We start from the raw sequence: 12,030 nt of genomic DNA, 5'->3' as shown, positions 1-12,030 counted from the left end.
GGTCAGAGGCGGCCGGCGGCCTTGAGCGCGAGGTAGCGGTCCGCGATGAGGGGCGGGAGGTCGTCCGGATCCGCGGCGATCGGCTCGCCGCCCGCGCGCCGGATCGCGTCGGCGACGCGCGCGGCATCGGCGAGGGTTCGTTCGGCGGCCGCGGCGAGATAGACGTCCTCACGGGAGTCGCGCGCGCGTGCCAGCTCGTCGATCGAGAGATCCGTGGCGGATCCGACCAGGATCGTCGTCGCACGCGAGGCGTTCGGGAAGGCGCCGAGGAACGACCGCGCGCTCTCCACGGCGTCCTGCGCGGTCAGTACGACGATGAGCGAGGGCCGCGTGGTGAGGGAGCGGATCGCGGCGAACGCCGCTCCCCAGTCCGTGTCGACGAGGCGGGCGTGCACCGGAGCCATGGCATCGGAGAGCGCCGGCAGCAGCGCCGGCCCGTCCACCCCGCTCACCCTGCCGCGCACGGCACGGTCGAACAGCAGCAGATGCACGTGGTCGCCGGCGCGCTGGGCGAGCGCCGACAGGAGCAGCGCCGATTCGTAGGCGGCGTCGAGGCGGGTGCCGTCGCCCACGCGCGCCGCGGCGGTGCGGCCGGTGTCGACCAGGATCACCACGTGCCGGTCGCGCTCCGGGCGCCAGGTGCGCAGCATCGTGGTGCCCGCACGGGCCGTCGCCCGCCAGTCGATCGAGCGCACGTCGTCGCCGCGCACGTACTCGCGCAGGGAATCGAACTCCGTGCCCTGCCCTCGCACCTGGACGCTGGTGTTGCCATCGAGCTCGCGCAGTCGCGCCAGGCGGGAGGGCAGGTGCCGCCGGGAGGTGAACGGCGGCAGGATCCGGATCGCTCCGCGCACTCTGTGCCGTCCCTGGCGTCCCGCGAGCCCCAGCGGCCCCCGGGAGCGGATCGCGATGAACTCGCTCGCCAGCTCGCCCCTGCGGCGCGGCAGCAGCACGATCGGCACGCGCCGGCGTTCGCCCGCGGGCAGATCCAGAGCCGCCCGGCCCCGGTCCGCGGCGCCGGCGGTCGGCTGCCAGGCGTCGCGGAGCTGTCCGCGCAGCCGGCGCTCGCCGAGGTTCTGCACCACCACGGTCGTGGCGACCGGCTCGTGCTGGCGCGCGCGGTTCGGCACCTCACGGGTCAGCCGCAGCGCTCCGAGCGGGGCCGCCGCCAGGACGTCGACGCCGACGAGCAGCCCGCACAGCGCGAGCCAGCCGAGCAGCACGAACCACGGCGGCACCCCGAGGGCGTCGAGCAGTACGAGCGGCACGACGCCGAGGGCGGCGACGATGACGAGGCGACCGGTGAGGAACATTCAGATCGGCACCCTGGTCTGCTGCACGACGCTCGTGAGCACGGCGTCGGCGGAGACGCCCTCCATCTCGGCGTCGGGGCGCAGTTGCAGGCGGTGCCGCCAGACCGGGATCAGCATGGTCTGCACGTGGTCGGGGGTGACGGCGCTCGAGCCGTTCAGCCACGCCCACGCCTTCGCGGCGGCCAGCAGCCCGGTCGAGGCGCGGGGGCTCGCGCCCAGCTGGACGGAGGGGGAGTGCCGGGTGGCCCTCGCGAGGTCTACCACGTAGCCGAGCACGTCGTCCGTGACCTGCACGCGCCCTGCGGCCTGCTGCGCGGCGAGGATCTCGTCGGCGCTCACCACGGGGTGCAGATCCGTGAGCTCGCGCGGCGAGAAGCCGTCGGCGTGCCGGCGCAGCACCGAGACCTCGGCATCGCGCTCCGGCATGCCGACCACGAGCTTCATGAGGAAGCGGTCCAGCTGCGCTTCCGGCAGCGAGTACGTCCCCTCGTGCTCGATCGGGTTCTGCGTCGCGGCGACGAGGAACGGATCGGGAAGGGCGAGGCTCGCGCCGTCGGAGGAGACCTGGCGCTCCTCCATCGCCTCGAGCAGCGCCGCCTGCGTCTTGGGCGGGGTGCGGTTGATCTCGTCGGCGAGCAGGATGTTCGTGAACACCGGCCCGCGGCGGAACTCGAACTCGCCGGTGCGCGCGTCGTAGACGAGGGATCCGGTGACGTCGCCCGGCATCAGGTCGGGGGTGAACTGCACGCGCTTGGTGTCGAGCCCGAGGGCGCGGGAGAAGGACCGCACGACGAGGGTCTTCGCGACACCGGGCACGCCTTCCAGCAGCACGTGCCCCCTCGCCAGCAGCGCCACGAGCAGTCCTGTGACGGTGCCGGCCTGGCCGACCACCGCCTTGTCCACCTCGGCGCGCACGCGCTGCATGGCCTGGCGGAGAGCGGCGTCGTCGGATCCGGAAGCCGGCGCGGGGGAGGGCGGTGCTGCCGTCGTCGCGTACGGGGCAGGCGTCTGCGTCGGCACAGACGAGCTCTGCACGGCCGCAGGAGGGGCGGGCGGCGCCGGCGGATATCCGAGCGGGGCGGATCCTGCGGGTTCGGTGCCGGGACGATCTGTCACGGGGTGCTCCTTTCGATGCGGACGGCGTTCTCGACGGCGCTCTCCAGCTCGGCGAGACGGCGGGCGTAGGGGACGAGTTCGGCATCGCTGGCGGGCAGCGGGCCGGTGAGCAGGGCACGGACGCCTGCCCGGTCCACGCGGATCCGGTCGGCGGCGGCGTCCGCGACGGCGGCGGCGTCCGCCCTGGCGGCCAGGCCAAGGCGTGCCGCGAGACGGGAGAGGGTGCCCGTGCGCAGCGCGTCCGCCGCGTGCGCGGCGTCGGCGGCCTTCGCGGTGAGGCGCGCCCGGCCGAGCATGGTCTCCGAGGCGCGCACCGTGACCGGCAGCGTCTCGGCCACGAGTGGCCCGAAGCGCCGTCCGCGCCACGCCGCGGCGAGAAGGGCGGTGATCATGCCGAGGACGATGACGGGCGTCACCCATCCGGGGGTGAGATCGGCCAGGCTCTTCGGCACGTCGATGTCGGTGCGGTCGGAGTCCTCGTACGAGGGGACGTACCAGACGACGTGCGGCTGCGCGCCGAGCAGTGCGAGCCCGAGCGCCGCGTTGCCGTTGTCGGCGAGGTGCTCGTTCGTGAACAGCGCCGCACCGTCGACCGCGGCGCGGCGGGCGCCGTCGTCCTCCGAGATCAGGACGGCCGCGCCGTCGGTCGCGTCGCCGAAGCAGGCCGTCACTCCGGGGTCGGGGAGGAGGAGCTGGCCCGGCGCGATGGTCCCGACACGGGCGAACGCGGGGACGTCGCAGTCGGCCCCCGCTGTCGGAGGCGAGGACGGGGATCCGTAGGTGCCGAGCTGCAGCATCCGCAGCATCCGCGCACTCGGGGAGACCAGCACGATGTCGTGCGCGGAGTCGGTGAGCTCCGTGACGGCTGCGTCGCTCAGCGTGTACGGATCGCTCATCACCAGGGTCGTGTGCGCGTCGAGTCGGCCGGCGGCGTCCACGCGGGAGCGCACCACGTCGACGCGGACGCCCTGCTGTCTGAGGATCTGCGCGAGCGCCTGCATGCCGCCGGGGCCGGGCCGTTCCGGATCGAGCGCGTCGCGCTGGGCGGGTGAGGGAGCTGTGAGCAGGAGTCCGGCGGCGCCGACGACCAGCACGAGAGCGGAGACGAGCACCCAGCCGAGGATGCGGCGCAGCCGACGAGGCGCGCGCACGAGAGTCCCGGTGCCCCGCGCCTCGGCGGAGTGCCCGGATCCGTCACCGGTGGCCGCCGTGTCCGGCACGGGCGGGGGAGCGACGGCGCTCATGCGGACACCGCCTCGGGCAGCGCCTGAGGACGCAGGGCGCCCAGACGGTCGTCCGTCTCGACGAGAGCGCGGTACCGGGCTGCGGAACCGGGGTGCCCCAGGTAGCGCACGTCGTCGAACGCGACGGCGGCGGCGTGCAGGGACTCTCCCTCGGCGGGGAACGGCACCGCCGCTTCGCGGGCGATCGTCTGCGCGGTCGCACCGGGTGCCGGGGCGATGAGATCCCGTTCGATGAGCGACCGGGCGACGGCGCGGTAGCGCAGTACGATCGCCTCGATCCAGTCGCCCTCGCGCGCGGCGCGATCGGCGTCCGCGCGCAGCTGCGCGGCGGTGCGATCGTCGGCGGACCCGAGGAGCACGGCTCCCGTCCGGCCGGTCTGCGAGCGGCGCGGACGTCCCCAGATCAGCAGCACGGCGATGAGCGCGGCGATGAGCAGGGCGCCGATCACGATCGCGGCCCACGGGCCGAGATCCACGGCGTGCTGCGGAGTGAGCAGGTCGATGAGCCAATCGATCACCGCGCGGGCCCACTGGTCGATGAGGGTGGGCTTCGCCTCCTGGTACTCGGGCTTGGACAGCTCCTTCTCCGCGAGCTCGCGGGCGCTGTCGCCGTCGGGGATCAGCGGGATCGCGGCGAGCTTCGCGCCGACCGCCGTGGGGAGGGCGATCAGCGCGACGCGGAGGGCGCGGCCGATCATCGCCGATCGGATCCCGGCGCGGTCCACCCCTCGTCCGGCGGCGGCACCGCCCAGGGGCTCTGCTGCGCGGGCGGGATCGGCGCCGGGGGCGCAGGGGGAGCGGGCGGCGGCGCGGCCGGAGCGGCGGAGGGCGGCGCCGTCGGATAAGCGGGAGGCGCGACCGGATAGCCCGGAGGCGTCGTCGGGTAACCCTGCGGCGCAGGGGCGCCGGCGTATCCGTGAGGTGCGGGATAGCCCGGAATGGGGCCGGGCGGCAGGGGATACGGCACTGCGGCCGGAGCCGGGCGGAAGCCGGCGCGCACGGCCCTGGCCGGATCCATCCGGAACGGATCCGTCCCGTCGTCGTAGCCGGCCGCGCGGCGCTCCATGGTGGCCATCAGATCCTGATCCAGGCCCTCGTACCGCATCCGGCAGTCGATGTAGACGAGCGCACCCGCCGTGGCCTGCACGACGGAGCTGATGGACTGCAGCACGACGACGATGATCTGGGTGATCACGAGGCCGACGATCGCGCTCACGCCCAGGGCGAGCTCCGTGCTTCCCGTGGGGTTGAGCACGGGGCCGAACAGCGAGGTGATCAGACCGCCGATCGTGCTGATCGCCTGCGTGCCGACGTACATGATCGCGCCGATCAGGAACACGATCCCGAAGGCGAACCAGAACCGGCCACGGGTGAGGCGCCACGAGCGCACGATCGCCGCACGCACTCCTGCGCCCTCGAGCACCAGGAGCGACGGCACGAGCATGAGCTTGGTGCCGACCCAGATGGACAGCACCGCGAACCCGGCCATCCCGCCGACCATGCCGAGGACCGCGAAGACCATGCCGGGGCCGTCGAAGCCCGTCGGCACGGCGATCGCGACGAACGGCACGCCGATGATGAGCACGGCGGCGACCACGCCGGCGACGCCGTAGAGCAACGTGTAGCCGATCAGGCGCCAGACGGCCGGCCGCACCCGGCGCCAGAGGACTCCGAGCGTCGCGCTCTCGCGCAGCGTCGCCGCGCGCACGTCCGCGGCGACGATGCCCTGCACGATCGCGGTGAAAGCGACGGAGAACAACCCCATGAGCAGGCCGGCGAGGCCGACGAACGCCATGGAGCCGAGGTACAGGGTGAACCATTCGTCGCTGCCGGGCCGTACGGTGCTGAGCCGGCTCAGGGTCGCGAACGCGACCGCGCCGACGACGGCCAGGACCACGATCATCACGATCAGCTGCACGACGACCGCGAAGCCGAAGAGCACCTTGGGGTTGTGCCGCAGCGCCGCGAAGGACTTCCCCAGGATCGTGCCGAACCCGAGCGGGCGCAGCGGGATCAAGCCGGGTTTGGGCGCGGGGGTCCAGCCCTGCGCATTGACACTGTGCTGGCTCACGAGTCCTCCGGTTCGCGTGTGCGTCCATCGTGTCATACCGCCGCGGCACCCGGATCGGCGACGCGACGGCGTGCGTACGGTGCCCTTCGGCCGACTTCCGCGGGTCGTGAAGTACGCTGGACCGACGTGGGGGCGCTCACCCGCGCCCACGTCCCGCAAGAGATCCGAATATCGCGAGATCCGAAAGACGACTGCCCGCCCATGACCTCACGCATCCTCGTGGTCGATGACGACACGGCCCTGGCCGAGATGATCGGCATCGTGCTGCGCACGGAGGGCTTCGAGCCCGTCTTCTGCGCGGACGGCGCGAAGGCCGTGGACGAGTGGCGCGCGCAGCGCCCCGACCTCGTCCTGCTGGACCTCATGCTGCCCGGTATGGACGGCATCGAGATCTGCACCCGCATTCGAGCCGAGTCGGGGGTTCCGGTGATCATGCTCACCGCCCGCAGCGACACCGCCGATGTGGTCCGCGGTCTCGAGGTCGGCGCCGACGACTACATGGTCAAGCCCTTCAATCCGAAGGAGCTCGTCGCCCGCATCCGCACGCGGCTGCGTCCCACGCCGCAGTCGACCAGCGAGGTGCTGCGCATCGGGGACCTGACGATCGATGTCGACGCGCACGAGGTGCGGCGCGGCAGCGCCCCGATCGCGCTCACACCGCTCGAGTTCCAGCTGCTCGTCGCACTCGCCTCCAAGCCGCAGCAGGTGTTCTCCCGCGAGATGCTGCTCGAGCAGGTCTGGGGCTACCACTACAAGGCCGACACCCGCCTCGTGAACGTGCACGTGCAGCGACTGCGCGCCAAGGTCGAGGTGGATCCGGACAACCCGCGCATCGTCACGACCGTGCGCGGCGTCGGATACCGCGCGGGGAGCGTGGTCTGACCCGCGTGCGGGTCGCGCCGACGCCTCCGCCGAGAAGAAGCGGCCCCCGCCGATGCTGAAAGTCCGCCGATGACGAACACCGTGGCGCTCGCGAATGCGGCGGTGCGCGGCATTCGCGGCGGGCGGCATCGCCTGGCGCAGCTGTGGCGGCAGTCGCTGCGGTTCCGCACCATGGTGATCGCTCTCGCCCTCACCAGCGTCGCCGTGCTGGTGACCTGCGTGGCGATGGCCCTCGCGGTGCAGAACAACCTCTGGGAGTCGCGGAAGGACCAGGCGCTCAACGACGCGGGGCGCGCGGCGAACTCCGCGCAGGCGATGCTGTACTCGGCCGACACGCAGGGCAACCGCACCGCCCTGACCAGCCTCATGCGCGACGTCAGCTTCCAGGTGCAGTCGGTCTCGGCGTCCCCGCTGTACGGCGTGATCCCCCTCGACTCGCAGGCCGGACTGGGATTCACCCAGACCGGATTCAGCCAAGAGGTCGTCTCGGATCAACTGTCGCAGCGCGTCGCGAAGGACGCCACCAAGCAGTGGTGGCAGCCGGTCGCACTGCACGACGCCGACGGCGCCGTGCATGCCGGGATCCTCGTCGGCCAGCAGCTCAACGTCCCCGATGCAGGGTCGTACGCGCTGTACATCGCGTACGACCTCGCCGACACCGAGCAGACCCTCGTGCTCGTGCAGTCGAGCCTGTGGATCGCCGGGATCGTGCTCGTCGCCCTGATCGGCGTGATCGCCTGGTTCTCGTTGCGCACCGTGGTGCAGCCGATCACCGAGGCCGCGGAGTCCAGCGCCCGTTTCGCCGGGGGCGACTTCGACGTGCGCCTGCCCGTGCGAGGGCAGGACGAGCTGGCGATTCTCGGCCGCTCCTTCAACGCCATGGCGGACAGCATCGAGGCGCAGATCAAGGAGCTCGGCGAACTGTCGCTCGTGCAGCAGCGGTTCGTCTCCGATGTCTCGCACGAGCTGCGCACACCGCTCACGACCATCCGGCTCGCCGCCGAGATGCTCAACGATCGTCGCGACGAGTTCGATCCGACGACCGCCCGCACCGCTGAGCTGCTGCAGACGCAGGTGCACCGCTTCGACACGCTGCTCGCGGACCTGCTGGAGATCAGCCGCTACGACGCCGGATCCGTGCAGCTGGAGACCGAGGCGGTGAGCCTCGCTCACCTCGCGGAGGACATGGTCGACGAGATGCGCCCGCTGGCCGAGTCGCACGACACCGAGCTGCGCTTCGTGGCTCCGGGCGGGCACACGCCGGTGGATCTCGATCCGCGCCGCGTGCGCCGCATCCTGCGCAACCTCATCGGCAACGCGATCGAGCACGGCGAGGGGCATCCCATCGTGATCACGGTGGACAGCGGCCAGAACGCCGTGGCCGTCGGTGTACGGGATCGGGGCATGGGCATGACCCCGGAGGACGCGGAGCGCGTGTTCGACCGGTTCTGGCGGGCGGACCCTTCGCGCAAGCGCACGATCGGCGGCACGGGGCTCGGCCTGTCGATCGCCCTGGGAGATGCGCGACTGCACCGGGGCACCCTGATGGTGTGGTCGCAGCCGGGGGAGGGCACCAACTTCGTGCTGACGCTTCCGCGCGGATCCCGACCGCTCGATGGGGCATCGCCCGTGCCCCTGGAGCCGGTCGAGGCGATCGCCGAGATCGGCGTCACCACCGCGCCGATCGTCCAGCCGGGCGACGCACGGCCGGTGCCCCCGGCGGCCCCGCAGGAGGAGTCATGAGAATCGGACGGATACTGCGGGGTGCGGTCATCGCGCTCGCCCTCCTCGGGCTGACGGCCTGTGCGTCGCTGCCGGTCACGGGCGACGTGCGCCCCGGCCTCGCCGCCGGGCAGAGCGGCGGCGGTTCGGATCTCGCTTTCGTGCCGCAGGGGCCGTCGAACGGCATGGATCCCAAGGACATCGTCCGCGGTTTCATCGACGCGGCCTCGAGCCCCAAGGAGAGCTGGAGCATCGCCCGGCAGTTCCTCACCGCCGACGAAGCACAGAAGTGGAAGCCGGACGCGGGGGTCACGATCGACACGGGATCCGCCGAGCGCCGCTTCGATGTCCCCGACGTCGCCAAGGAGGCCACCTCGACCAGCGTGCACCTCAGCCTGCAGCAGGCCGGCGCCGTGGACGAGACGGGCGCGTACTCCGGGGCACCCGTGAACCGCGCGGCCGAGCTGATGTTCACGCTCGCCAAGAACAAGGACGGTCAGTGGCGCATCTCGGCGGCGCCGGACGGCATCGTGCTGGACGCGGACTCGTTCGCCGCCGCCGACGTGTTCGCCCCCTACGCGCTGCAGTACTTCGACCCGAGCTGGACCTACCTGGTGCCCGACGTGCGCTGGTTCCCGAAGCGGGAGAACACCGCCAGCAGGATCGTGCAGTCCCTCGTCAGCGGCAAGCCCAGTCCCTGGCTGTCCGGGGCGGTGCGCACGGCCTTCACCGGGGACATCGCGCTCGGCCGGAACGCGGTGACCTTCGACTCGCAGATCGCCGAGGTCGCGCTGAACGATGCCGCGAACAAGGCGGATCCGGTCACTCTGGCGCGCATGCGCACCCAGCTCGAGCGCAGCCTGAGCAGCCTGAGCGGCGCGGGCGTGCTGCAGGTCAAGCTCACCTCCTCCGGCCGCGATCTGAACGCAGGAGCCGCCACGGCCGCGCCGACGGCGGTCGACCCGCGTCCGCTCGTGCTCACCGACAAGGGGTTCGGCTATCTGGCCGGCGGCGAGCTCACCCCGATCGACGGCGTCTCCGTGCCGCTGCAGAACTTCCCCGAGCAGATCACCGCGATCCGTGCGGCGAGCGGCGCGCAGCGCGTCGCGGTGCAGGGGGTGAGCGGCATCGTGTACGCGGTCGCCGACGGCCGGACCGACGAGATCGACGCGCGTCCCGGCCTCATCCCGCCCGCCCTGGATCCTTTCGGGTACATCTGGACCGTTCCCCGCACCGCGCCCTCGTCGATCCTTGCCTGGCCGAATTCGGCGTCGGCATCGGCCTCGCGCTCGCTCGCCGGCCCGTCCGACGCGGGGCAGATCACGGCGATGGCGGTGAGCCGGGACGGTGCCAGGCTCGCCATGGCGGTGACCGCGAACGGCCAGGTCCGCATCGAGGTCGTTGCGATCGCGCGGGATGACCGCGGCGCGCCCACGGGGCTCGGCGTGGCGGATCCGAACGTGATCGCCTGGCCGGCCGCGGCGCTCGACATCGCCTGGCTGGACGACACGACCGTGGGCGTGCTCGCGACCGACGCCGCATCGCCCCTGCTGCGCCAGCAGCAGGTCGGCGGACCGGCGAGGACCGTCGACGTGCCGGAGGCGACCCAGACGATCGCACCGGGTTCGCCGACGACATCGGTGCAGCTCTTCGGCAATGGCGTGCTGTGGGTGCGCAGCGGGCCCGCCCCCACGCAGGTGAGCACGAACGTCAAGGTGCTCGCCGTGCAGATCGGCGGACAGCCCGGCGGCTGAGCCGGTCCGATCGTCCTGCACAGACCATCGGGAGAGGGCACGGCGCACGGATCACGGACCGTCCGCCCCGCCGACGTGCCCCGGCGCGCATACTCGCCGGATGCCTCCGAAGACACCGTCCTCCTGGCCCGGCGCCCGGCTTCTCTCCTGGCCGACCGCGCGCCGGCTCGTCCGCGAGATCGCCGATCTCGCCTTCGCCTCGGCGTGCGCCGGGTGCGAAGCCGCCGGGACGGCTCTGTGCACCTCGTGCGAGGCGGAGCTCGAACCGCGCGTGGTGCGCCTCCGGTCCGGCGTCGTTCCGCTGCGGGCGGGTCTCGTGTTCGACGGCGTCGCGGCCTCCGTGCTGCGCGCGGTCAAAGAGGACGGGCAGACCTCGCTCATCCGGCCCCTGCGGCCGGCGCTCGCCGCCGCCGTGGACGACCTGTGCGCGGGAGCGACCGCGCCGCGCCGCATCGACGTCGTGGTGCCGGTGCCGACCACGCGGGCGGCCTTCCGGCGGCGCGGATATCGCGTGCCGGAGATCCTCGCGCGCGGCACCGGCATCCCGCTGCTGCGAACACTGTCCTACGTGCGCCGGGTCCGCGATCAGCGCGGGCTCGGTGCACAGGAGCGCCGGACCAACCTCGCCGGCGGCCTCCACGCGTCCCGCGCCGGAGACGGAGCGTCCGCGCTGATCGTGGACGACGTGATCACCACAGGAGCGACTTGTGCGGAGGCCGCCAGAGCGCTCGGAGCGGCAGGCTTCACGGTCGTCGGCGCGGTGGCCGTCGCCGCCACCCTGCGCCGCGGATGAGCGTCCACGGAAGGGCCGCTCGGGCTCCGCGCGCTCGGCCTGAGGGGCCTCCTAGCGGATCCGCACGACACGCAGATGAATTGTGGATGACATGTCAGGGTGGGGCGACTACGGTGGGGACTCACAAAGGCGACCACGGTCCGCCCTTGGCCGGGCGGACCGGAACAAGGAGGTCAGGATGGAAACGAACATCGTCGGTGTCGGAGTCGGCATCAGCGATCGATTCCGAGCGGTGGTCGAAGAGAAGACCGCACGGATCGCGACTATCGCTACGAAGGCGCAGAGCCTGGACGTGAAGGTCACTCATCGTTCCTATCGCGGCGGTCATGTGGAGGATGAGACCGTCGAACTCACTCTCATCGGCAGGGGCCCGCTGGTCCGTGCGGAGGCTCGCGACGCGGACAAGTTCGTGGCGCTGGACCTCGCCGTCGACAAGCTCATCGAGCAGGTGCGGCGCGCCAAGGAGCGCCGCATCGACGGGCGGCACCATCCGCGTGGCGCGCGGTTCGAGAAGGGCACCGGCGAGCTCGCGGGCATCGACGTGCACCCTGTCTCGGCCGACACGCTTCATGCCGTGTCCACCGGCGCGATCCCGACGCTCGAGATCGAGGAGGAGTACTCCCCGGTCGTCATCCGCACCAAGAACTTCGATGCCGAGTGGATGACCGTCGAAGAGGCCGTCGACCGCATGGAGCTGGTCGGGCACGACTTCTTCCTCTTCGTGGACGCGCGCAGCGACCATCCGAGCGTCGTGTACCGCCGCAAGGGCTGGGACTACGGCGTGATCTCGCTCACCACCCAGGCGGCCCCCGCCGAGGAGCTCGTCAGCTGACGCGGTCCTGACAGACGAAAAGCTGCGCCCCGGTCCTGGACGACCGGGGCGCAGCGCTGTGCGAGGGGGCTTGACCCTCCCGGATCCGTCTCCGCAGAGCCGAGTCGTCCCTGTGAGCGCACGCCATAGGGTGCGCTCACAGGGACGAATCGAAGAGGTGGGGCCGACGGTCAGTCGAAGATGTCGCCGAGCAGGCCGCCGATGACGAGGCCGCCGAGCACGCCGGTCACGACGTCTCCGCCGCCGGAGCCGCGGCCGCCGCCGCCCCAGCCGTTGCCGCCGCCACCGCCCCAGCCGTTGCCC

At 72.3% G+C, this 12,030-nt stretch carries 10 protein-coding genes; 5 read left to right on the top strand and 5 right to left on the bottom strand.

Translation table 11 applies throughout. The features are described 5' to 3' along the window. Positions 1 to 2 precede the first annotated feature (2 nt). The 5 genes from RS86_RS00265 to RS86_RS00245 all read right to left on the bottom strand — a co-directional run bounded on the left by RS86_RS00265 (position 3) and on the right by RS86_RS00245 (position 5,744). Positions 3 to 1,313 (bottom strand): DUF58 domain-containing protein, encoded by a 1,311-nt coding sequence (locus tag RS86_RS00265; RefSeq protein WP_045270197.1) that lies wholly within the window; start codon positions 1,311 to 1,313, stop codon positions 3 to 5. Then, entirely contained in the window at positions 1,314 to 2,237 is a 924-nt protein-coding gene (locus RS86_RS00260; protein ID WP_045270200.1) for an AAA family ATPase, read from the bottom strand. Positions 2,238 to 2,425: 188 nt separating this feature from the next. Beyond that, positions 2,426 to 3,673 (bottom strand): DUF4350 domain-containing protein, encoded by a 1,248-nt coding sequence (locus RS86_RS00255; protein ID WP_235281547.1) that lies wholly within the window; start codon positions 3,671 to 3,673, stop codon positions 2,426 to 2,428. After that, a complete protein-coding gene (locus RS86_RS00250; protein WP_152642012.1) occupies positions 3,670 to 4,371 on the bottom strand; it encodes a DUF4129 domain-containing protein in 702 nt (233 codons plus the stop codon). Before RS86_RS00250 ends, RS86_RS00255 begins: the two co-directional genes overlap by 4 nt. Next, the gene (locus RS86_RS00245; RefSeq protein ID WP_160299658.1) at positions 4,368 to 5,744 is read right to left on the bottom strand and encodes a glycerophosphoryl diester phosphodiesterase membrane domain-containing protein; all 1,377 of its coding nucleotides are present in this window, start codon (positions 5,742 to 5,744) and stop codon (positions 4,368 to 4,370) included. The genes RS86_RS00250 and RS86_RS00245 overlap by 4 nt, the downstream gene beginning before the upstream one ends. 201 nt (positions 5,745 to 5,945) lie before the next feature. Here RS86_RS00245 and mtrA point away from each other — a divergent pair, with 201 nt between their 5' ends. The 5 genes from mtrA (at position 5,946) to hpf (ending at position 11,727) form a co-directional block, all read left to right on the top strand. Then, entirely contained in the window at positions 5,946 to 6,626 is a 681-nt protein-coding gene (gene mtrA / locus RS86_RS00240) for an MtrAB system response regulator MtrA (RefSeq protein ID WP_045270195.1), read from the top strand. Positions 6,627 to 6,695: 69 nt separating this feature from the next. Then, positions 6,696 to 8,369, top strand: coding sequence for an MtrAB system histidine kinase MtrB (gene mtrB / locus RS86_RS00235; RefSeq protein WP_045270194.1), 1,674 nt, complete (start codon positions 6,696 to 6,698; stop codon positions 8,367 to 8,369). Then, positions 8,366 to 10,102, top strand: coding sequence for an LpqB family beta-propeller domain-containing protein (locus tag RS86_RS00230; RefSeq protein ID WP_045270193.1), 1,737 nt, complete (start codon positions 8,366 to 8,368; stop codon positions 10,100 to 10,102). The genes mtrB and RS86_RS00230 overlap by 4 nt, the downstream gene beginning before the upstream one ends. A 100-nt stretch (positions 10,103 to 10,202) precedes the next feature. Then, positions 10,203 to 10,895 (top strand): ComF family protein, encoded by a 693-nt coding sequence (locus tag RS86_RS00225; RefSeq protein WP_045270192.1) that lies wholly within the window; start codon positions 10,203 to 10,205, stop codon positions 10,893 to 10,895. 178 nt (positions 10,896 to 11,073) lie between these two features. Continuing rightward, the gene (hpf, locus tag RS86_RS00220) at positions 11,074 to 11,727 is read left to right on the top strand and encodes a ribosome hibernation-promoting factor, HPF/YfiA family (protein ID WP_045270191.1); all 654 of its coding nucleotides are present in this window, start codon (positions 11,074 to 11,076) and stop codon (positions 11,725 to 11,727) included. Positions 11,728 to 12,030: the final 303 nt, after the last annotated feature.

This window comes from Microbacterium azadirachtae (assembly GCF_000956505.1).
Lineage (GTDB): Bacteria > Actinomycetota > Actinomycetes > Actinomycetales > Microbacteriaceae > Microbacterium > Microbacterium azadirachtae_A.
This window is presented reverse-complemented; position numbering and strand designations above follow the sequence as displayed.